Below are 23227 nucleotides of genomic sequence, written 5' to 3'. Positions count from 1 at the left end.
GCGTCCCGATATCCTATGATATCCGCAATCAGTAGTTCACTAAAATAATGTATAATGGAAAAAGAGCTTAGAATTATCATCAGTGGCGGTGGCACAGGAGGACATATCTTTCCGGCTGTATCCATCGCCAATGCCATAAAAGAGCAATGTCCTGATGCTAAAATATTATTCGTTGGTGCTGAAGGCCGAATGGAAATGCAACGTGTACCTGATGCTGGTTATGAGATTATCGGACTGCCGGTTGCCGGATTCGACCGCAAACGTCTGTGGAAGAACTTCGCTGTACTCATTAAACTGGCGCGTAGTCAATGGAAAGCAAAAAGTATCATTAAGAAGTTTCGCCCTCAGGTAGCAGTAGGCGTTGGTGGCTATGCCAGCGGACCAACTCTGAAGATGGCTGGTATGATGGGAGTTCCAACTCTGATACAAGAACAAAATTCTTATGCAGGAGTAACCAATAAGTTATTAGCAAAGAAAGCATGTAAAATATGTGTGGCGTATGATGGTATGGAAAAATTCTTTCCGGCAGCTAAAATACTGATGACAGGAAACCCGGTTCGCCAAAACCTGTTCACCAATAATCAGAGCCGGGAAGAGGCCATACAGGCTTTCGGACTCAGTCCGGAAAAGAAAACAATACTGATCTTGGGAGGTAGCCTTGGCGCACGTACCATTAATAATACGCTGATAGCAGGGTTACAAACCATAAAAGAAACAAGCGGCATTCAATTCATCTGGCAAACAGGAAAAATATATTATCAACAAGTAATGGAAGCTGTTAAGGCAGCAGGAGAAATTCCGAATCTGTATGTAGCAGACTTTATTAAAGACATGGCCACAGCTTATTCAGCAGCCGATTTAGTGATTTCCCGGGCTGGTGCGGGTTCTATATCAGAGTTCTGTCTGCTGAACAAACCGGTTATTCTGGTTCCTTCGCCTAATGTAGCTGAAGACCATCAGACTAAAAATGCATTGGCCCTAGTCAATAAGCAGGCTGCTATATATGTAAAAGATGTAGAAGCAGAAGAGAAACTGTTGTCCGTAGCATTAGAAACAATTACCAATGCTACGAAATTAAAAGATTTAAGTGAGAATATAGCAAAGTTAGCATTGCCGGACTCTGCTACTATCATAGCAAAAGAAGTGATAAAATTAGCACAACAATGAATATCGAAACTATAAAATCAGTCTATTTTGTTGGTGCCGGTGGCATCGGAATGAGTGCACTTGTACGCTACTTTCTTTCCAAAGGAAAATTTGTAGCCGGTTATGACCGTACTCCCAGCGAACTAACTGAGTGCCTTATTGCCGAAGGTGCACAAATACACTACGAAGAAGATGCAGACCTGATTCCCGAAGTATGTAAAGACAAGGAAAGTACCCTCGTCGTACTGACACCCGCCGTACCACAGGAACATGCCGAACTGGTTTATTTCCGTAACAACGGTTTTGAAATACAGAAACGCGCTCAAGTACTGGGAACCATTACACACTCCAGTAAAGGGCTTTGCGTAGCCGGGACCCATGGAAAGACAACTACTTCGACGATGACTGCACATTTGTTACACCAGTCACATGTGGGCTGTACAGCTTTCCTAGGAGGTATTTCCAAAAATTATGGAACTAACCTGCTACTTTCGAAGACAAGCCCGTACACTGTAATCGAAGCGGATGAATTTGACCGTTCCTTCCACTGGCTATCTCCGTTCATGTCTGTCATCACATCTACGGATCCCGATCATCTGGATATCTACGGAACAGCAGAAGCATACCTTGAAAGTTTTGAGCACTACACCACGCTTATTCAGCCAGGTGGTGCATTGATTATTCGCAAAGGTATTTCGCTGCAACCTCAGGTACAGCAAGGAGTGAAAGTATATACTTATTCGCGCGACGAAGGTGATTTCCATGCTGAAAATATCCGTATCGGAAACGGTGAGATTTTCATTGACTTTGTGGGACCGGATGTACGTATCAACGATATCCAACTGGGGGTACCCATAAGTATCAACATTGAAAATGGAGTGGCTGCCATGGCACTTGCTCACCTGAATGGTGTTACTAATGAGGAAATTAAACAAGGTATGGCGAGTTTCCATGGGGTGGACCGTCGTTTCGATTTCAAAATCAAAAACGATCGCGTAGTCTTTCTGAGTGATTATGCTCATCATCCGTCAGAGATCAAACAGAGTGTGCTGTCTATCCGCGAATTGTATAAAGACAAAAAGATTACAGCTATTTTTCAACCTCATCTATATACACGTACGCGTGATTTTTATAAAGATTTTGCAAGTAGTTTATCCCTCTTGGACGAAGTAATTCTGGTAGATATCTACCCGGCGCGTGAACAACCCATACCGGGAGTAACCAGCCAACTGATTTACGATAATCTCCGTCCCGGTATTGAAAAATGTATGTGTAAAAAAGAAGAAATACTGAATATCCTGGAAAACAAGAATATAGAAGTATTAATCACTCTTGGAGCTGGTGACATAGACAACTATGTTCCATCTATTACAGAAAAATTAAATACAAGATTGAACAAACCTCAATCATAAATTGTAAATCGTATAATTGTAAATGTCATTATGCTGAAACGGATTCTTTTATCCCTCGTCCTGTTGCTCGTCACTGCCTATCTATGTATAGCCGTGACAGTATTCAACCGTAAACCGGCCAACCAGGTTTGTCGTGACATGGAATTAATTATCAAGGACACGGTTTATGCCGGTTTCGTAACCAAAGACGAAGTAGCCGGAATACTACAAAAGAAAGGAATCTACCCCGTAGGAAAGAAAATGGAACGTATCCAGACTAAAACCCTGGAACGGGAACTGGATAAACACCCGCTTATTGACGAAACAGAATGCTATAAAACTCCCAGTGGCAAACTCTGCGTAGAAGTTAAACAGCGTATTCCAATCCTCCGTATCATGAGCAATAATGGCGAGAACTATTACGTAGATAACAAAGGAACCATCATGCCCCCCGAAGCCAAATGCGTAGCTCGCCGGACAATTGTAACCGGAAATGTAGAAAAGTCGTTTGCAATGAGGGATTTATATAAGTTTGGTGTATTTTTGCAGAACAATCCGTTCTGGGATGCTCAGATAGAACAAATTCATGTACTACCCGGCAAGGATATTGAATTGGTACCACGGGTAGGTGATCATATTGTCTATCTTGGAAAACTGGAACACTTTGAAGATAAGCTGGATCGCCTGAAAACATTCTATAGGAAAGCCTTGAACGAGGTGGGATGGAATAAATATTCACGCATCAGTCTGGAGTTCAGTAACCAGATTATCTGCACCAAGCATCAATGATGAATGCCTGCGCGCAGCCAATTGTAAATTGTAAATTGTAAAATCGTAAATAAGAAATATGGCAACAACAGAATTTATCGCCGCTATTGAACTGGGTTCATCAAAGGTTACCGGCATTGCCGGAAGAAAGAACAGTGACGGAAGTATGCAGGTGTTGGCTTATGCCAAAGAAGATTCCTCTTCGTTCATCCGAAAAGGAATTATCTATAATCTGGATAAGACAGCCCAAAGCCTTACATCCATCATTAACAAGTTGGAAGGCGATCTGAAAAACTCAATCGCCAAGGTATATGTAGGTATCGGCGGACAATCACTCCGTACCGTACGGAATGTCGTAAGCCGTGATCTGAACGAAGAAACAATCATCTCGCAAGAGTTAGTGGATGCTATCTGCGATGAGAATCTGGAAATTCCGTTGGTAGACATGGATATATTGGATGTTGCCCCACAGGAATATAAGATCGGGAACAACCTGCAAGCAGATCCTGTAGGAGTGGCCGGTAGCCATATAGAGGGGCGTTTCCTGAATATCGTAGCACGGGCTTCGATCAAAAAGAATCTGGAACGCTGTTTCGAACAGGCTAAAATAGAGATAGCCGACCTGCTTATCTCTCCATTAGTAACTGCCAATGCCGTACTAAGCGAAAGTGAGCGCCGTTCCGGTTGTGCACTTATCGACTTCGGAGCTGACACCACTACAATCTCTGTTTATAAAAATAATATTCTTCGTTTCCTCACTGTATTGCCATTAGGTGGAAACAGCATTACACGTGACATTACTTCCATGCAGATGGAAGAGGAAGAAGCCGAACGCCTGAAAACAACTTTCGGGAATGTAATGTACGAGGAAGAAGAGAGTGAAGAAGCTGCTACCTGCCAACTCGAGGACGGAAGTCGTACAGTCGAGTTACAAGCATTAAACAACATTATCGAAGCGCGGGCAGAAGAAATCATCACAAATGTATGGAATCAAATTCAGTTATCAGGCTACGATGACAAATTATTGTCCGGCATTATCATCACCGGTGGAGCCGCTAATCTGAAAAATCTGGATACTATGCTTCGCAAAAGGAGTAAGATTGAAAAGATACGAACTGCCAGAAGTATCCGCAATACGATACAGACAGACAGCAATCTGATAAAGAAAGACGGCACACAAAATACATTATTCGGTTTGCTTTTTGAAGGGAAAGAGAACTGCTGTCTGGTAGAAGCACGTCCCGTAACTCATTCGCAACCTGTCATAACCGAACCGGTCAATATGTTCGAAGAAGATGAAGCACTGAAAGAACAGGAAGCTGCCGCCCGCGAAGCAAAGAAGAAAAAAGATGAAGAAGATAAACGACGCCGGGACGAAGACAGACGTCGTAAAGAAGAAGAAAAACGTAAGAAAGAAGAGGCACGAAAGAAGAAAAAAGAGGGTCCCAGTTGGTTTGAAAAGACTTTCAATAAGATTTCTAACGAGATCTTCTCGGATGACGATATGAAATAATAGTAAATTGTAAATAGAAAACGTACCTTAGTGTCAATATCAGATAATGGTCATGACCATAGGGAATAAATAATAAATATCATGACGGACGAGATAGTACAATTCGATTTCCCGACAGATTCGCCAAAGATCATCAAAGTAATTGGTGTAGGCGGTGGTGGCGGTAACGCCGTAAACCACATGTACAGGGAGGGTATACATGACGTAACATTCGTTCTCTGTAATACAGATAATCAGGCATTGGCAGAATCGCCCGTGCCGGTGAAACTACAATTAGGTCGTAACATTACGGAAGGTCTGGGAGCAGGTAACCGCCCCGACCGGGCACGTGATGCAGCCGAAGAAAGTATCGAAGACATCAAGACCCTACTGAATGATGGTACCAAAATGGTATTTATCACTGCCGGAATGGGAGGGGGAACAGGAACCGGTGCTGCTCCTGTTATAGCCCGTATCGCCAAGGAGATGGATATCCTGACTGTAGGTATCGTAACTATCCCTTTCATCTTCGAAGGAGAAAAGAAAATCATCCAGGCATTGGATGGTGTAGAGCGTATCGCCCAACATGTAGATGCTCTGTTGGTTATCAACAATGAACGCCTGAGAGAAATCTATTCAGACCTTACTTTTATGAATGCGTTCGGAAAAGCGGATGATACACTTTCTATCGCAGCCAAAAGTATAGCTGAAATTATCACCATGCGTGGTACGGTAAATCTGGACTTCGCAGATGTGAAAACGATCTTGAAAGATGGTGGCGTAGCCATTATGAGTACCGGTTTCGGAGAGGGTGAAAATCGTGTGACAAAGGCCATCGATGATGCCCTGCACTCACCGCTACTGAACAACAACGATATCTTCAACGCAAAGAAGGTCATGCTGAATGTTTCTTTCTGTCCTAACTCAGAACTGATGATGGAAGAAATGAACGAAATTCACGAGTTCATGAGCAAATTCCGTGAAGGAGTAGAAGTAATCTGGGGTGTGGCTATGGACAATTCACTGGATAAGAAAGTAAAAATAACCGTACTTGCTACCGGATTTGGTGTAGAAGACGTGCCAGGTATGGACAGTGTGCTCGAGAAACGCAGTCAAGAAGAAGAAGAACGCCAACTCCAACTGGAAGAAGAGAAGGAGAAAAACAAAGAACGTATTCGCAAAGCATATGGCGAAAGTGCCAGCAGCATTGGAAGTAAAAATATTCGTAAACGTCGTCATATCTATATTTTCAGTGCTGAAGATCTGGATAATGACGATATCATTGCAATGGTAGAAGATTCACCAACCTACCAACGTGATAAAACTACTCTTGGCAAAATCAGAGCAAAGGCAGCTTTGGAAGAAGAGATCGCAACGGAAGAAGCCGTGGACGAAAGCGGACTAATCACTTTTTGAATTGAGAGTTGAAAATTGAAAGTTGAAAATTAAAGAAATAAGAGTTTTTTTTAATTGTAAATTGTAAATCGCTAAATTGTAAATATAGTTATGGATTTATTCGAAAAAGTCAGCGAAGACATCAAAAACGCAATGAAGGCTAAAGATAAAGTAGCCCTTGAAACACTGAGAAATGTAAAGAAATTCTTTCTGGAAGCCAAAACAGCTCCGGGAGCAAATGATATTCTGACAGATGATGCTGCTTTAAAGATCATCCAGAAACTGGTTAAACAGGGAAAAGACTCTGCTGAAATTTACATCGGACAAGGACGTCAGGACCTGGCAGACGGTGAATTGGCGCAAGTAAAGGTTATGGAAGCCTATCTACCTAAACAGATGACGCCAGAAGAACTGGAGGCAGCGCTAAAAGAAATCATTGCAGAAACAGGTGCTACAAGTAGTAAAGATATGGGTAAAGTAATGGGAGTTGCCTCCAAAAAACTTGCCGGACTGGCAGAAGGCCGCGCTATATCTACTAAAGTGAAAGAGTTACTCGGTTAATTCTTCAATATACAGAGGAATTCTCTACGAGATAACCGAAGTAAATACCAGCACTTAAAAAGATGTCCCGGAAAGAGAATATTGATCTCTTTCCGGGACATCTTTTATAATATTCAACAAATTTATATTTAATTTACACAAGATTAAAATCCAAAAATCAAAATTAAAAATAACAACAACGAAGCTGAAAGCGCAAAAAGAAATAAAATATTACATTGCAGACACTAAAACCTAAGTATTAATCTTAATTCAAACACGTATGAAAAATGTATTACGCTACATCTTTCTTGTATTATGTACTTGCTTCACTCTACAAGTACACGCACAAGGAAGTATCGAAGTTACTGGTCAGGTGGTTGATGCCGATCAGGAAGGTTTACCCGGTGCAAATATCCTTATTAAAGGAACAACAGTAGGAACTACGACCGATGTGGAGGGTAACTACAAACTTACCGTTACTAATCCCGGTCAAGCCGTGTTAGTATTCTCTTTTATAGGCCTTGACTCGAAAGAAGTGGCCGTGAAAAATCAACGCAGAATTAATGTCACTCTTGAATCATCTGCTGTCGAACTGGAAGAAGTCGTAAAAATCGGATATGCTACTGTTAAACGGAAAGACCTGACAGGTTCGGTGTCTTCAGTAAAAGCCAGTGAGCTGGCAGCTGTGCCCATTTCAGATGTAACCCAGGCATTAAGTGGTAAAGTGGCCGGTGTACAGGTAATCCGCTCACAAGGTTCACCCGATGCTGATGTATCTATAAAAGTACGTGGAGGTACATCGATTACACAAAGTAACGAACCTCTTTATATTATTGACGGTTTCCCCTCGGAAGACGGATTGAAAGGAATCGAAGCCAATGATATTGAGTCAATTGACATCCTGAAAGATGCTTCGTCGACAGCCATTTATGGAGCAAGAGGAGCAAATGGTGTGGTTCTGGTAACAACGAAAGGCGGTAAACAGGACAAATTGAGTATCAGTTACGACATGTATATAGGATTCAAAAAAGTAAATAAGAAGTACGACCTCCTGGATGTAGAAGATTTCGTAAAATTAGACTACGAACGTTACATCGATCAGCCGGATAAAATGCGTGATGTGATCATTCCAACTTATGGAAATTTCGATGAATACAACCAGTTATATGGAAACCGATCCGGTATCGACTGGCAGAAAGAGGTTTTTGAAAACCACTCTGCTATCAGCCAACAGCATAAATTCACAATCAGCGGAGGGAGTAAAACCTCAAAGTATCTCTTCTCTTATACACGCAATGATGACAAAGGTATCTGGTATGGCAGTGGACTAAAGCGCGATAACTTCCGTATGAAGATCAACCAGGTAGCATCCGAATGGCTTAACCTATCGGCCAATGCAAGTTATATTGACGAAACAACAGAAGGGCTGGGAAGTCTCCAGGAAGGTGGAGCATTCAGCCGCATGCAACATGTGATACAATACCGTCCTACTATCGGCAAAAACGGCAGTGACAATGACTTACTTATCAATGATGACGATCCGGTATTGCTACTCGAAGGTGCAAGCCCCATGCAAAGCCCGATTGCTTCTATCGAAAGCGAATCTATAGAAAAACGAAACCGCATCCTGAATATCAATGGAGATGCTGAAATCAAATTCAATAAAGAATGGTCTTATCGCGGAACGGTTGGTATCCGTAAGCGGATGCGCAACGAAGATGTGTTTTATTCGGAACGTTCAAAGCAGGCAAAGAATGCCGGGGCTCCTTTTGGATGGAAAAAATCAACGGACGAAGAGAGTTTTATGTATAATAATGTGTTGACCTATAATAAATCATTTAACATCAATCATCAACTCGATCTGGTAGGTGGTCAGGAATTTATCTCTTTCAAATCAAAATACTTAAAGACAGGGGCAACTAATTTCCCCGACAAGAACTTCGGTCTGAATGATATGTCGTTAGGGGCTTCACCCGATATTGTACAGACGATCAATCAGGAAGAGCGTATGCTATCATACTTCTTTCGTGCCAACTATAACCTGAAACAAAGGTATCTTTTCGCAGCTTCCATCCGCGCAGATGGTTCATCCAAATTCGGAGCAAACAACAAATGGGGCTATTTCCCCTCTGCCTCTTTTGCATGGAGAGCTTCCGAAGAGGAATTTATTAAACGCTGGAATGTATTTTCTAATCTGAAGGTAAGACTCAGTTACGGTGCTGCCGGCAACAATCACATCGATAACTACCTTTCACTTTCAAAAATAGGTTCGGTATGGATCCCCTATGGTACAGGTACTCAAAGTGGCTTTGTTAGTAAACAGCTATACAATCCCGACTTGAAATGGGAAACCAATATCACTGCCAACCTGGGACTGGATATGGGATTCTTCGATCAACGCCTGCAACTGACTGTAGATATCTATAACGTAGAAACCAAAGGTTTGCTACTGGACGCTCCTATCCCTCAATTATCCGGCTTTAAAAACATGATGATTAATGCGGGAAAAACCAATAACAAAGGTGTAGAAGTATCTATTACGTCACATAACATCCATACCCGAGACTTTACCTGGACTACCAACATCAACCTTGCACACAACAAAAACAAGGTGAAAGAGCTGTACATGTCCGACTATATGGAAATCGTATCAGGATGGGCACAAACCTCTGAATTCAATAAGAGTGACTACATGATCCGGGTGGGACAGTCGTTGGGACAAATGTATGGCTATCGCCTGAAAGGCATTTATACGATGGATGACTTTACATACGATGCCAATCAACAAAAATATATATTAAAAGAAGGTATACCCTATGATAAGAGCCGTTATCCCAAACCCGGTTATTGGAAGTTTGAAGATATAGATAAAAACGGAGAAATCACCGATAAAGATCGTGAAGTTATCGGGAATGCCAATCCCAAACTCTATGGTGGTATGACCAATACATTGACCTGGAAAGGCTTTGACCTGAGTATCTTCTTGAATTTCTCCATAGGAAACAAGGTATACAGCGCCAATAAAATGTATTATACAAAGTTCAATAACCAGTGGCGCAACACACTGAAAGACGAAGCCCTGAGCCGTTTTACCGTAATGAATGCCAAAGGTGAATATATCTTCAACGATCCGGCACAACTGGCAGAAGTGAACAGAAACAGAAACTACGTATCCATTGAAGGAAGTTCTGATCTTTATTTCCACTCCGGTTATGTAGAAGACGGCTCGTTCCTGAAGATTAACAATATCTCATTGGGATATACCCTTCCACGTGAACTGACAAAGAAAATCAAACTGTCAACAGTACGTTTCTATGCCACCGGATACAATCTTCATACATTCACGAAATACTCCGGTTATGACCCGGAAGTAAACACATACCCTAACAACGGTCTGACTCCGGGAATCGATTGGGGAGCTTACCCTTCTTCTATCTCCTTCGTATTTGGTGCAAACATCGCTTTCTAAACTTTAAAAAAGAACAAGTATTATGAGAACAACAACGATCAAGCATATGGTAACCCTGCCACTTATTGTTTTGGGTATGGGCATATTCACTTCCTGTGAAGATTTCCTTTCAGAAAAGAAATATGATTTCATTGACGAAGCTGACTTTTATACCAATAATACCGAATTAGAACTTGCCGTAAACGGAGCTTATGAAGTGCTGAGTGAGAAGATGACTTACGGACATTTTATGCTCGTCAACGACTGCGATACTGACCTGAGCCATATCAAAGGTTCGGGTACAGGACAAGCTGCACGAGATATTGGCCACTATAATATCTATGCCGCACATACCTGGCTGGAAGAATCATGGGGGCTTTACTATACAGGTATTGACCGTGTAAACCGTATCATGGACAATAAAGAGAAAGTGGAATTACCGGATGAAGCAAGTAAAGCTACTTTCAAACGCCTGATTGCCGAAGCTCGCCTTCTGCGTGGACTTTGTTACTTTGATCTTGTACGTATGTGGGGCGATGTACCGATGAAACTAACCTCATCAAAAAAGAGCGAAAACTTCCTGATCCCCCGCACTGATCGTGAAAAAGTATATGACCAGATTATAGAGGATATGGAAGCTGCTGTTGCCGACCTGCCCTGGCATGACGAAGTTTCTTATACGGGACGTCCTTCCAAAGGAGCGGCTATGGGATTACTGGCACGTGCTTATCTCTTTCGTGCCGGATACTCCTTGCACCAGGATGGAAAGATGAAACGCCCGGACAATTACAAAGAGTATTACAAACGGGCCAAAGAAGTTTGTAACGAACTGATCACTTCGCATCACCACTCACTGAATCCAAGTTATGAACGGGTATTCCGCAATGTATGCGAGTATAAACTGGAACCGAAAGAGGTGATGTACGAAGTACAGTTCTATAACCCGACAGGAGGTACGGAACATACCGGTAAAATCGGCTCATACAACTCGCCTGAGATTGACAGAAACTCTTCTTATGGGTTGGGAAATTCATTTATCAAAACTACTCACATCTTCTATAATTATTTTGATGAAGATGATCCACGCCTCCCAACCGCTATTGCTACATTCAAAATAGACAAAAATGATAAAGTAATCGCTGTTCCCCTTAACGAGAGTTATAATTGGGCACCAGGCAAATGGCGTCGCAACTGGGTAGCAGGTTCTCCAAAAGACCTCGAAAACACAGATGTAAACTTCATCCTGCTACGCTACTCTGACGTACTGCTGATGTATGCTGAAGCTGTAAATGAATGCGACGGGCAGCTGGACGATCTGGCTATTGAATGTTTGAATCAGGTACGTCGCCGGGCTTATGAAGCCGACCCTACAACCCCGAATGCAGAGCTGGACTTCACAAAAGCAGACTTTCCCACACAGCAAACCGTCCGTGATTATCTATATATGGAACGTGCACGCGAACTTTGCTTTGAAGGTTTTCGCAGATTTGATCTTATCCGATGGAATTTATTGGGTAGTACGATTGCCGATTTTGCCGTGAAGTTCAAAGCAGCCGTAGCTGACGGTACACTGAAAGCCTATACCTGGGCAGCAGGAAATCGTTTCGAAGCGGGCAAACATGAATTATATCCGATACCAACTTACGAAATACGGGAGACGAAGGGTATCGTGACCCAGAATCCGAAATATTGATAAAACCCCGGGCCGCAGGTTGTATGAACCTATACAAATTATAAACTCTTAAGTCCATAACAATTAGTGTGATTATCTTTTGTTCCGGGTTTGTATAATCTGCGGTCTAAGGGGAAAGCTGATACAGATTTTTATCCCTGACAATTATGAAATACAAGTTATTATCAGCCCTGCCGGGCCTCATCTTACCTCTGGCACACAGTAACGCTACCGGGCAAAAACAGCCCGAACGGCCAAACATTCTCTGCATCGTTTGCGAAGATATCAGTCCTTACCTGGGATGTTATGGCGACGCTGTAGCCGTTACCCCCAACCTGGATAATTTCTCACGCGAGAGTATACGCTACACGGGTATGTACACCACGATCGGAGTCTCTTCTCCAAGTCGTGCAGCACTTATTACCGGGATGTATTCAACCTCCATTGGTGCCAACAATATGCGTACAGCACAAAACAAGTCGAAACCGGCCGGCATACATCCATACGATGTAGTACTTCCGGCAGGTATCAAATGCTATACGGAACAGATGCGTGCCGCAGGTTACTTCTGCACTAATAACTCAAAAACAGATTATCAGTTTGCCGCTCCTCTAACCGCCTGGGATGAACAAGGAGATCGGGCACATTGGAAACATGCTCCCGAAGGAATGCCCTTCTTCTCCATCTTCAATCTCAATGTGACGCATGAGTTTCAGGTAATGAAACGTGCAGACCAGCCTTTGAGTGTTCAGCCGGAAGATATCATTCTTCCTCCCTATTATCCGGACGATCCTGTTGTACGCAAAGACATGGCCATTCTTTATAGCAATATCACCGAAATGGACCGTCAGTTTCAGATACTGGTAGACGAGCTTAAAGCATCGGGTAAACTGGACAATACAATTATCATATGGTACTCAGACAACGGAGGCCCCATGCCCAGACAAAAAAGAGAACTATATGAATCAGGGGCACTTGTGCCGTTTATGATACGTTTTCCCGACGGATACAAAGCGGGGACGGTAGACCAGGGGTTGCACATGTTTGTTGATATCCCTGCAACAATCCTTTCACTGGCCGGACTACCTGTACCTGAATATATGCACGGTCGTGCTTTTTTAGGTCAATACAAGCAGAAACCGCGTAAGTATGTTTATGGTGCGCGCGACCGCCTCGATACTTTCTATGAAAAACAAGGCTGTGTACGTGATGAGCGCTATCGTTATATACGCAACTATCGTACTGAACAACCCGACTATCTACCCATCATCTCCCGCGCCGCTATGCCTATGATGGCCCGTATGGCAGAGCTCCATGAAGCCGGAAAACTAAATGCCGATCAGGAGAAATGGTTCAAATATCCTCGTCCCGAAATAGAATTCTATGACGTACAAGCTGATCCGCATGAACTAAACAATCTGGCGGATGACCCTAAATATAAGAAAAAGATAAAGGAACTGAGTGATGAATTTGACCGTTGGATATCGACTTATAATGAGATGTGGAAATACACCGAACCGGAACTCATTGAAATGTTTCGCCCGGGAGGGGTACAACCTGTAGTAGCCCGCCCTGAAGTAAAGATAGAAAACGGAACGGCTACCCTGACTTGCAGTACCGAAGGAGCTTCCATTGCTTACCAGATAAACGGTCGCGGATTGAACGAACATCACTGGTTCCTCTACACAGGTCCGTTCAACGTAAATCCGGGAGATAAAATTTCGGCTATTGGTGTACGTGCCGGATACAAAGACAGCTCTATACAAGCCGAAGCCGATGAGCTACTTACCGAATGGGTGGAAACACTCCTTACCTATCAAGTCAGCCACAAAAATGCCTCATTGAACGGAGGCCTTCTTTGTCCGGCCTGTGCCCGCGTACATGGGCGCTGTGGTGATGCTGTGTTACCTTTAATGTATATTGCCGAGAAAACGTGTAATGAGAAATATGTAACAGCAGCCAAAAACCTGATGCACTGGATGGGCAACGTTCATCAACCGGATGGTTCATGGATGAATGACGTGAACGTGTCGGACTGGAACGGAACAACCGTATTCGCTGCCATCGCTCTTTATGAAGCATTGCATCATCACGGCCATTTACTGGACGACTCGACCCGCAATGCCTGGCGTGAACAACTCTTGCAGGCCGGAGAATTTATCTATGGTGATAAATTCATCTACAGCCGTCGTCGTGAAGGGATGCGCAATATGAATGTAAACTACTCCGCCTCGGCAATCTATGCCCTCTTTGCTATTGGCACAGAATTCAACCGGCAGGACTTCATCGCCCGTGCCCGCGAAACGGCCGGAGACTTAAAAGCCTTCTTCACCACCAATGAATATTTCCTTTTTGGTGAAGGTCCCGAAATAAAAAATAAAACACGCAATGGTTGCCTCCCGGTAGACCTTCTATATAATGTAGAAGAGTCACTTCCCAATATGGTTTACTATGCCCGTATGGCAGATGATAAGGAGCTAATGGCACTCCTGGAAAAATCAATGGATACCCATCTTGAATTTATGCTCCCCGACGGAGCATGGGACAACAGTTGGGGAACCCGCAGCTTTAAATGGACGTATTGGGGAGGACGTACCAGTGACGGTTTCATGGGAGGATACTATACACTTGCCGACCGACATCCGGAATATGCAGAAGCCATACACCGCAATATCGCCTTACTGAAAAAGGCAACCCACAACGGACTATTACATGGAGGTATGAATTATCACGACTGCGGTGTAGAAGCCTGCATTCATCATACCTTCGGACATGCCAAAGCACTGGCTTCTTTTCTCAACCAACCGGTAGTTACTCCGGCCCCCGTTCTACTCCCACGAGATAAGACTTATGGAGTGAAACGTTTCAAGGATATCAACACCTGGCTGGTGAGCGAAGGCGAATGGCGGGCTACCGTCACCGGATTCGATTCGGAATACAAAGTGAAAGGTACACATCCGATGGGAGGAGTTCTTTCTATGTTATGGAACAAACAGATCGGTCCGGTATTTGCTGCCACCATGAATCTCTATACACTGATCGAAGCTCCTAATATGCAGGCCTATACGCAGCCACACCGTATGGCTGGCAGCCCTCGTATAGAATTAATTGAAAATGGAACGATGTATAGTAACCTCGACGATCTGGACACAAAAATAACTTATCAGAAAAAGGGAAACGCCCATCAGTTTCATATTGTAACGCATCTGGTAGATAGCAAACAGCAATTTTCTTCTGCCGGAAAAGAAGCTGTGGAGATTGATTATATCTTCCAGGAGAAAGAGATCGGCATTCACTGCTCTATCCCTGAACCACTAAGAAAAGCCGGTGTACAACTAACGCTGCCCATCATTGCCGCACCGCAGGAAAAAGAAAATATAACCGAACATTCTGTTCAAGTAAATAAGGAAGGAGGAGTTTTAGTACTCAATAGCCCGCAAACGCTTACAATCGCTCCAACAGATGAAAACGGACGTATTTTCAACCCTGTCCCCGGATTTTGTTTTATCCCTGTGATTGTACAACCCAATGAAAAAGGGGAAGTAGAAATAAGTATCCGTATTACAGCACCTTAAAAATCCCTACTTATGCGAATCAGTTCACCACAGAGTAGCACAGAGTTCCACAGAGTACTATTTATCTGATAAAACGCGGATTAAAAGACTGTAGCTCTTTATCATACATTTGTTTCCCTTTGCGAAAATCTGCGTTCATTTGCGTTTCAATAAAGATTTAAACTCTGTGGAACTCCGTGTTACTCTGTGGTGAAATAGATTCATATCCATATAAGAACAAAGATTATGGCCCTATCCTTTCGGTAACGGAAGTGCCCCTAAACGGCATCGCCACCGTTGCCCGGTGTTGTACTTTGTCTTTCTCAGAAAGGAACGTTCCTTTCCCCGGTGAGCAGTCTTGTTTTACATGTACATGTTTCACTGCACCACATGTACATGTCGTACTGCACCACATGCACATGTCGTACCGCTTTACATGTACATCTAAAACAACGCTACACACCGAGGCTTCCTACGTTACTCTACGAGATAGGGCTTTATCGATACCGGAGAGATAAATAGATGGTAATGGCAGACAACATTTAGCGTAAAACTGATTAATAATAAATCAGCTCACCGCAAAGGACATAGAGACGAAGCAACTAATCGAATAACTCTTTCAGCACATCTAAAGATTTCAATAGCGGAAAATCGGGTAAGTGCAACCGATAATACTCATTAATAATTGTGAGGCAACGTGCCCGTTCTGTACGGTTCATACCGAAAACATGCATCGTATCATAATTCATTCGCATCAAACCAATAAGACGGAATGCCTCCTGCGGACCAATATACGACGAATGCAACTGCGGACGAAGCGAGGTAAAACAAGCATTCAACATATCAAAATAATCCCCTTCATGATAATCCTCCAAATTGGGATATAACCCCAAAAAGCGGGAAAGACGCATTAAAAACACCAAATGGAAATTGGCAAAACTCTCCCGGCATTCATCCAGCCAGGTAATGGAGTGAATCAGATAAGCAAACAACGGACGGTTTTCCGCTTCTTCACGAATGGCACGGTAAAGAAATTCCGCCAGAAAAAGAGCGATAGCTGACTTATATGGATCGTAAGGTATTGAAGAGAAAGGAAAAAAGGATTTTGCCTCTTTTATCTTATAAAGAGTAGTATTGGGTCGGAAATCTGCCTCAAACTCTATCAAAGAAAGTGGTTGAAACAATACGGACTTTACTGCCGCTTTTCTCGAACGTGGTACCGAAACTAAAAAAGAGGCGCGCCCCAACAACTCAGTATACATCTCAACAATATTAGATGTATCATTATATTTCAGTGTATGAAGAACTATCCCAACCGTTTTTTGTAACATTTCTCTTCTAATTCTAATTCAACACAAAACTACAAAAAAAAGCGGAATGTTAGTAGTTTATCTTCTACTACCTAAAAAAAAGATATCTATATGACATTTTTTTCGCTGCATTATTTTATTGATAATCAGAAGAAAATCAGGTATAACACAAGAAACGGGGTAACTTCTTATAAAAAAAATCTTGCGAAATATTTGCTAATTCAAAAAAAGTATCTACCTTTGCATCCGCAATCGAGAAACAAACACTCGAAAAGCAAAAGAAACGGAAACGCTTCAAAGAAATGATGGCCCGTTCGTCTATCGGTTAGGACGCAAGATTTTCATTCTTGAAAGGGGGGTTCGACTCCCCCACGGGCTACAATTAAAAAAATAAACGAATTAAAACAGATTAGTCGAGATGGCAAATCACAAATCATCACTAAAGAGAATCAGACAAGAAGAAACAAGAAGACTTCATAACAGATATTATGGTAAAACCATGAGAAACGCTGTTAGAAAACTTCGTTCGACTACTGACAAAGCAGAAGCAACTGCTATGTATCCAGGCATCACAAAATTGCTTGATAAGTTGGCTAAAGTGAATATTATTCACAAGAACAAAGCTAACAACTTGAAGTCTAAATTGGCTATCTACATTAATAAGCTTGCTTAATATAAGAAATTAGCACTACTTCATACAACACAGAGACTGGACTTTTTAGTTCGGTCTTTTGTGCGTTAGGATCCATCTAATCAGATAAACCTTCTTCTTTTTCACTACTTATCAGTATTCTTGTTTTTTCACCCTTTATTCTTCCTCAATCCATTTTTTTTTGCTATTTTTGCTCTGTTATTATAACTTAGAAAGGCAATTATGAGCGAAGACTTATTCTCCCAAGTTCCCCAGGACAACGGATCGTATTCAGCCGACAGCATTCAGGTTCTAGAAGGTCTGGAAGCTGTGCGCAAGCGCCCCGCGATGTACATCGGCGACATCAGTGTAAAGGGACTTCATCACTTGGTATATGAAATCGTTGATAACTCTATCGACGAAGCGTTGGCAGGTTATTGCGACCACATTGAAGTCACAATCAACGAAGATAATTCAGTTACCGTACAGGACAATGGACGTGGTATTCCTGTAGACTTCCACGAAAAAGAACAGAAATCAGCACTTGAAGTAGCGATGACGGTACTTCATGCAGGTGGTAAATTCGACAAAGGTTCGTACAAAGTTTCAGGTGGTCTGCATGGTGTAGGTATGTCTTGCGTGAACGCGCTGTCTGCCCACATGATCAGTCAGGTTTACCGTAATGGTAAAATCTACCAGCAGGAGTATGAAATAGGAAAACCGCTTTATCCCGTAAAGGAAGTAGGCGAGTCGGAACATACCGGAACAAAACAACAATTCTGGCCGGATGCTACCATCTTCACAGAAACGGTTTACAAGTATGAAATTCTTGCCGGACGTATGCGCGAACTTGCTTACCTGAATGCAGGTATCAGAATTACATTGACAGATCGCCGTGTAGTTAATGATGAAGGCAAATTCAAACAAGAAGTATTCTATTCAGAAGAAGGCTTAAAGGAGTTTGTTCGTTATCTGGAATCCTCACGTGATCACCTGATTAATGATGTGATCTATCTGGACACGGAGAAGCAGGGTATCCCCATTGAACTGGCTATCATGTATAATACCGGATTCTCTGAAAACGTCCACTCTTATGTAAATAACATTAATACAATAGAAGGTGGTACACACCTGGCCGGTTTCCGTCGTGCACTGACGCGTACGCTGAAGAAATATGCCGAAGACAGCAAAATGCTGGAAAAGGTAAAGGTAGAAATCTCCGGTGATGACTTCCGCGAAGGTTTGACTGCTGTTATTTCTGTTAAAGTGGCTGAACCACAGTTTGAAGGACAGACCAAAACGAAATTGGGTAACAACGAAGTAATGGGAGCTGTAGACCAAGCAGTAGGTGAAGCATTGGCTTATTATCTGGAAGAACATCCGAAAGAAGCCAAGCTGATCGTTGACAAGGTGGTACTTGCTGCAACAGCTCGTCACGCTGCCCGTAAAGCACGTGAAATGGTACAACGTAAATCTCCGATGTCCGGTGGCGGACTTCCGGGTAAACTGGCTGACTGTTCGGACAAAGATCCACAAAAATGTGAATTATTCCTCGTTGAGGGAGATTCAGCAGGTGGTACAGCCAAACAGGGTCGTAACCGTGCATTCCAGGCTATCTTACCCTTACGTGGTAAGATTTTGAATGTAGAGAAAGCAATGTACCACAAAGCGCTTGAAAGCGAAGAAATCCGTAATATATATACAGCATTAGGTGTTACTATCGGAACAGAAGAAGATAGCAAGGCTGCCAACATTGACAAGTTGCGCTATCATAAGATTATCATTATGACCGATGCCGATGTCGATGGTTCTCACATCGACACACTGATCATGACATTCTTCTTCCGTTATATGCCACAGATTATCCAGAATGGTTATCTGTACATCGCTACGCCTCCGCTCTATCTGTGTAAGAAAGGTAAAGTAGAAGAATATTGCTGGACAGATGCGCAACGCCAGAAGTTTATCGATACCTATGGCGGTGGTTCGGAAAACGCGGTTCATACACAACGCTATAAAGGTTTGGGTGAAATGAACGCCCAGCAATTGTGGGAAACAACGATGGACCCGGAAAACCGTATGCTAAAACAAGTAAATATTGAAAACGCAGCAGAAGCTGATTTCATCTTCTCCATGTTAATGGGTGAAGACGTAGGACCGCGCCGCGAATTCATTGAAGAAAATGCAACGTATGCAAATATCGATGCATAATACGTAATTATATCACCAACCTCACATCTTACAACGAAGAAGCGCCGGTAAACAAAGGAAAATCCTTTGTACCGGCGCTTTTCTTTTTAAAAAGAAAGGCTGGAATACTACCTTGTTCCAATCAAATAAAACGTTGTTTCTTTAATTCTTCTGCAGTAACCTCTAACTCTCTATACCACTCTTCTCCGAATTTACGAATAAGTGGTTCTTTCAGAAATTTATATACCGGTACATCTTCTTTCTTGCCCAATAGCACAGCTGCCTTACAAATATCCCAACGGCTGTAATTAACAGCTTTATAAGGACCATAATCGCCCACACGAATAGGATAGAGATGACAAGACACAGGTTTGTAAAAATTCACTTTCCCTTCGCGGTAAGCTTTTTCAATGGCACAATAGCAGTAGCCTTTTTCATCGTAGCAAGTAAATACACAATCCTTATTATTTACAATAGAAGTCACAATATCTCCCTCTTGGTCAGTATACACCACTCCTTGTTTGTCAATAACGGCACGAGCCTCCGGAGAAAGTTCCTCCCAAATCACAGGAAGCACCTCTTCCAGCTTCGCAATCTCATCGAGTTCAACCGGAGCACCGGCATCTCCTTCGATGCAACATTCACCTTTACAAGCCTTCAGGTTGCAAATGAATTTTTCGCGAAACACATCTAAACTTACTACAACATCTCCTATTTGAATCATTCACTCAATCTATTAAAAGCAGAGACGCATTGAATACACCTTGTACCCTTATAAACATTTCATTCGTGTTTGCAAAGCTACAAGACGCATGCAGTGCGTCTCTACCATAAATTATATATTACTTAATCAGTACATTACCATTCATTTCCGCCGGTGCTTCAAGTCCCATAATCTTCAGGATTGTAGGAGCAACATCAGCAAGACGTCCATTCTCTACTTTAGCATCCTTATTTTCTGTAACATACACACAAGGAACCGGATTCAGAGAGTGTGCTGTATTCGGAGTACCATCTTCATTCAAAGCGTGATCGGCATTACCATGATCGGCAATAATGATAGCTTCATAACCCTGCGCCTTAGCTGCTTCAACTGTTTCTTTTACACAAGCATCTACGGCAACAACCGCTTTCTCAATTGCATCATAAATACCGGTATGTCCTACCATATCGCCATTGGCATAGTTCACAACGATAAAATCATATTTATTCTCGTTGATGGCAGCCACCAGTTTATCTTTCACTTCGTAAGCACTCATCTCCGGCTTCAAGTCATAAGTAGCTACTTTGGGAGACGGAACCAAGATACGGTCTTCATTATTATATGGAGTTTCACGTCCACCGTTAAAGAAGAATGTTACATGTGCATATTTCTCTGTTTCAGCAATATGAAGCTGTTGCAAACCTTTGGCAGCCAGATATTCACCTAAAGTATTCATCACATTTTCTTTATCGAATAAGATATGAACACCTTTAAAAGAAGCATCATATGGAGTCATACAATAATACTGCAACCCCGGAATAGTATGCATACCTGCTTCCGGCATATCCTGCTGAGTCAGTACTACAGTCAGCTCTTTCGCGCGGTCATTACGATAATTAAAGAAGATAACAACATCGCCTTCTTTAATTGTACCGTCAACGTTCGCATTAACAATCGGTTTTATAAATTCGTCAGTAATACCTTCATCATAAGACTGCTGCATTGCCTGAACCATATCTGTAGCTTTTGTACCAATGCCATTTACCAGCAAATCATATGCTTCTTTCACACGCTCCCAACGTTTATCGCGATCCATTGCATAATAGCGACCAATGATAGAAGCAATCTTGCCGGCTGATTTTGCACAATGCGCTTCCAATTGTTCGATAAATCCTTTACCGCTCTTCGGGTCTGTATCACGACCATCCATGAAACAATGAATGTATGTATTCTCAACACCATATTCTTTGGATATATCACAAAGCTTGTACAGATGATCCAATGAACTGTGTACACCACCATCAGAAGTCAATCCCATGAAATGAATATTCTTTCCGTTTTCTTTAGCATAAGTAAAAGCAGAAACAATTTCGGGGTTCTTCATGATGCTGTTATCACGACATGCCAGATTGATTTTTACCAAATCCTGATAAACGACACGTCCGGCACCAATATTAAGGTGTCCTACTTCTGAGTTACCCATCTGTCCATCGGGCAAACCCACGTTCTCACCACTTGCCTGAAGCTGAGAATGAGGATACGTTTTTAGCAAATAATCCCAATAAGGAGTGGGAGTATTAAAAATTACGTCATCTTTTCCGTGGTCGCCTATTCCCCAACCATCAAGGATCATTAAAAGGGCTTTCTTACTCATAATATTTAAAATTAATTAATTGGCTTTCTTTAATTCGGGTGCAAAGGTACGAAAAAGATTATTTTAATCACAAAAAAGGAGAATAAGGTGCACTCTTATAAGAAATATTCCGTACTTTTGCCCCGCTTTTAAAAATATTAAGAATATAAATATGGACGATTCAAACCCGCGAACGTGCAACAGTATTAACTAAAAGCGAACAGAGCCATACAAGCGTCATGATGCCTCTGTTCGGATTAAAAACAAACGAAAGGAGGCAATAAGATGAGAAAATATCTTTATTGTGAGGCTGGCTTTGTGGAAAAATCACAATGGCTACCCAATAGCTGGGTGAATGTAGTATGCCCCGATGCAAATGATTTTGAGTTTCTGACTCAGGAATTACAAGTCCCAGAATCTTTTTTGAATGACATTGCCGATACCGACGAACGCCCTCGTACAGATACGGAGGGAAATTGGTTATTGACTATTCTTCGCATACCCGTACAAAGTAATCAGAACGCCATCCCATTCAGTACCGTCCCCATTGGTATCATTACCAACAATGAAATCATTGTTTCCGTATGTTATCACAACACGGAATTACTACCGGATTTTATTGAACATACCCGCCGTAAAGGGATCATAGTACGCAATAAATTAGACTTGATTTTACGGCTTATCTATTCATCGGCAGTATGGTTTCTGAAATACCTGAAACAAATTAATATTGACATCACCGCAGCAGAAAAAGAGCTGGAAAAAAGTATCCGCAACGAAGATCTCCTGCGCCTGATGAAATTACAAAAAACACTCGTTTACTTCAACACCTCTATTCGTGGTAATGAGGTGATGATAGGTAAGCTGAAAAGTATTTTTCAAGATACCGACTATCTGGACCAGGAATTAGTGGAAGATGTTATAATCGAATTAAAACAAGCATTCAATACCGTGAATATCTATAGTGATATCCTTACGGGAACCATGGACGCATTTGCCTCTATCATTTCCAACAATGTGAATGCGATCATGAAACGCATGACAAGCCTGTCTATTACATTGATGATACCTACACTGATTGCCAGTTTCTATGGAATGAATGTAGATATACACATTGATGAAGTGCCACATGCTTTTGCATTAATCGTATTATCCTCAGTAGTGCTTTCTGCAATGGCGTTCATCATATTCAGAAAGATTAAATGGTTCTAAAGAAGGGGAAGGAAAAAAGGAGAGTAGAGAAGGGAGAAGTACTATGCAGCGTGACAGGGCAACAACTTTCAACTTTTCATTAAATAACTTTCTTCATTTTCAATTAAATCAGGTCCAAACAGACATAAAGAATGCTTAAGTG

Annotated in this window: 15 protein-coding genes and 1 tRNA gene; 13 read left to right on the top strand and 3 right to left on the bottom strand. The window is 42.2% G+C overall.

Annotation, left to right across the window (positions count from 1 at the left end; genetic code table 11):
• Positions 1-54 precede the first annotated feature (54 nt).
• The 9 genes from murG (at position 55) to QX565_RS20590 (ending at position 15427) form a co-directional block, all read left to right on the top strand.
• Positions 55-1167, top strand: coding sequence for an undecaprenyldiphospho-muramoylpentapeptide beta-N-acetylglucosaminyltransferase (murG, locus tag QX565_RS04590; RefSeq protein ID WP_289291558.1), 1113 nt, complete (start codon positions 55-57; stop codon positions 1165-1167).
• Positions 1164-2558, top strand: coding sequence for a UDP-N-acetylmuramate--L-alanine ligase (gene murC / locus QX565_RS04585; protein WP_289291556.1), 1395 nt, complete (start codon positions 1164-1166; stop codon positions 2556-2558). The genes murG and murC overlap by 4 nt, the downstream gene beginning before the upstream one ends.
• A 30-nt stretch (positions 2559-2588) precedes the next feature.
• Complete coding sequence (locus QX565_RS04580; RefSeq protein ID WP_221651519.1) at positions 2589-3326, top strand: cell division protein FtsQ/DivIB; 738 nt, start codon at positions 2589-2591, stop codon at positions 3324-3326.
• A 58-nt stretch (positions 3327-3384) separates the two neighbouring features.
• Positions 3385-4818: a cell division protein FtsA gene (ftsA, locus tag QX565_RS04575; protein ID WP_221651518.1), complete on the top strand. Its 1434-nt coding sequence runs from the start codon at positions 3385-3387 to the stop codon at positions 4816-4818.
• An 81-nt stretch (positions 4819-4899) separates the two neighbouring features.
• On the top strand, positions 4900-6213 hold the full coding sequence (gene ftsZ / locus QX565_RS04570; RefSeq protein WP_002558771.1) for a cell division protein FtsZ: 1314 nt from the start codon (positions 4900-4902) through the stop codon (positions 6211-6213).
• Between the two features lie 90 nt (positions 6214-6303).
• Positions 6304-6753, top strand: a complete 450-nt coding sequence (locus tag QX565_RS04565; protein WP_289291551.1) for a GatB/YqeY domain-containing protein — start codon at positions 6304-6306, stop codon at positions 6751-6753.
• Positions 6754-7012: 259 nt separating this feature from the next.
• Complete coding sequence (locus QX565_RS04560; protein WP_289291549.1) at positions 7013-10201, top strand: SusC/RagA family TonB-linked outer membrane protein; 3189 nt, start codon at positions 7013-7015, stop codon at positions 10199-10201.
• A 22-nt stretch (positions 10202-10223) separates the two neighbouring features.
• Entirely contained in the window at positions 10224-11873 is a 1650-nt protein-coding gene (locus QX565_RS04555; RefSeq protein ID WP_289291547.1) for a RagB/SusD family nutrient uptake outer membrane protein, read from the top strand.
• 146 nt (positions 11874-12019) lie between these two features.
• Positions 12020-15427: an ulvan lysase-like protein gene (locus QX565_RS20590; RefSeq protein ID WP_321028780.1), complete on the top strand. Its 3408-nt coding sequence runs from the start codon at positions 12020-12022 to the stop codon at positions 15425-15427.
• A gap of 581 nt (positions 15428-16008) precedes the next feature.
• Here the strand turns inward: QX565_RS20590 and recO are convergent.
• Positions 16009-16737, bottom strand: a complete 729-nt coding sequence (recO, locus tag QX565_RS04540; RefSeq protein WP_289291545.1) for a DNA repair protein RecO — start codon at positions 16735-16737, stop codon at positions 16009-16011.
• A 286-nt stretch (positions 16738-17023) separates the two neighbouring features.
• Between recO and QX565_RS04535 the strand changes: the two genes are divergently transcribed.
• The 3 genes from QX565_RS04535 (at position 17024) to gyrB (ending at position 19558) form a co-directional block, all read left to right on the top strand.
• Positions 17024-17095, top strand: a tRNA-Glu gene (locus QX565_RS04535).
• Between the two features lie 39 nt (positions 17096-17134).
• Positions 17135-17389 carry a 30S ribosomal protein S20 gene (gene rpsT, locus QX565_RS04530; protein WP_221650667.1) on the top strand — a complete coding sequence of 85 codons (255 nt, stop codon included), beginning with the start codon at positions 17135-17137 and terminating at the stop codon, positions 17387-17389.
• 201 nt (positions 17390-17590) lie between these two features.
• The gene (gene gyrB / locus QX565_RS04525) at positions 17591-19558 is read left to right on the top strand and encodes a DNA topoisomerase (ATP-hydrolyzing) subunit B (RefSeq protein WP_221650668.1); all 1968 of its coding nucleotides are present in this window, start codon (positions 17591-17593) and stop codon (positions 19556-19558) included.
• A gap of 121 nt (positions 19559-19679) precedes the next feature.
• On the opposite strand, the gene QX565_RS04520 is transcribed toward gyrB, so the two are convergent.
• On the bottom strand, positions 19680-20261 hold the full coding sequence (locus QX565_RS04520) for a DUF3109 family protein (RefSeq protein ID WP_221650669.1): 582 nt from the start codon (positions 20259-20261) through the stop codon (positions 19680-19682).
• Between the two features lie 118 nt (positions 20262-20379).
• Positions 20380-21894 (bottom strand): 2,3-bisphosphoglycerate-independent phosphoglycerate mutase, encoded by a 1515-nt coding sequence (gpmI, locus tag QX565_RS04515; RefSeq protein ID WP_221650670.1) that lies wholly within the window; start codon positions 21892-21894, stop codon positions 20380-20382.
• Positions 21895-22158: 264 nt separating this feature from the next.
• Here gpmI and QX565_RS04510 point away from each other — a divergent pair, with 264 nt between their 5' ends.
• Positions 22159-23085, top strand: coding sequence for a magnesium transporter CorA family protein (locus tag QX565_RS04510; protein WP_221650671.1), 927 nt, complete (start codon positions 22159-22161; stop codon positions 23083-23085).
• Positions 23086-23227: the final 142 nt, after the last annotated feature.

Origin of the sequence: Bacteroides sp. 41_26 (genome assembly GCF_949740115.1) — a bacterium.
GTDB lineage: Bacteria > Bacteroidota > Bacteroidia > Bacteroidales > Bacteroidaceae > Bacteroides > Bacteroides nordii.
Note: the sequence above shows the minus strand (reverse complement) of the source record. Positions and strands in the feature narration are given on the sequence as shown.

Coding starts and splice junctions, on each gene's coding strand:
- murG (WP_289291558.1), top strand. CDS start 55: ATGGAAAAAGAGCTTAGAATTATCATCAGTGGCGGTGGCACAGGAGGA.
- murC (WP_289291556.1), top strand. CDS start 1,164: ATGAATATCGAAACTATAAAATCAGTCTATTTTGTTGGTGCCGGTGGC.
- QX565_RS04580 (WP_221651519.1), top strand. CDS start 2,589: ATGCTGAAACGGATTCTTTTATCCCTCGTCCTGTTGCTCGTCACTGCC.
- ftsA (WP_221651518.1), top strand. CDS start 3,385: ATGGCAACAACAGAATTTATCGCCGCTATTGAACTGGGTTCATCAAAG.
- ftsZ (WP_002558771.1), top strand. CDS start 4,900: ATGACGGACGAGATAGTACAATTCGATTTCCCGACAGATTCGCCAAAG.
- QX565_RS04565 (WP_289291551.1), top strand. CDS start 6,304: ATGGATTTATTCGAAAAAGTCAGCGAAGACATCAAAAACGCAATGAAG.
- QX565_RS04560 (WP_289291549.1), top strand. CDS start 7,013: ATGAAAAATGTATTACGCTACATCTTTCTTGTATTATGTACTTGCTTC.
- QX565_RS04555 (WP_289291547.1), top strand. CDS start 10,224: ATGAGAACAACAACGATCAAGCATATGGTAACCCTGCCACTTATTGTT.
- QX565_RS20590 (WP_321028780.1), top strand. CDS start 12,020: ATGAAATACAAGTTATTATCAGCCCTGCCGGGCCTCATCTTACCTCTG.
- recO (WP_289291545.1), bottom strand. CDS start 16,737: ATGTTACAAAAAACGGTTGGGATAGTTCTTCATACACTGAAATATAAT.
- rpsT (WP_221650667.1), top strand. CDS start 17,135: ATGGCAAATCACAAATCATCACTAAAGAGAATCAGACAAGAAGAAACA.
- gyrB (WP_221650668.1), top strand. CDS start 17,591: ATGAGCGAAGACTTATTCTCCCAAGTTCCCCAGGACAACGGATCGTAT.
- QX565_RS04520 (WP_221650669.1), bottom strand. CDS start 20,261: ATGATTCAAATAGGAGATGTTGTAGTAAGTTTAGATGTGTTTCGCGAA.
- gpmI (WP_221650670.1), bottom strand. CDS start 21,894: ATGAGTAAGAAAGCCCTTTTAATGATCCTTGATGGTTGGGGAATAGGC.
- QX565_RS04510 (WP_221650671.1), top strand. CDS start 22,159: ATGAGAAAATATCTTTATTGTGAGGCTGGCTTTGTGGAAAAATCACAA.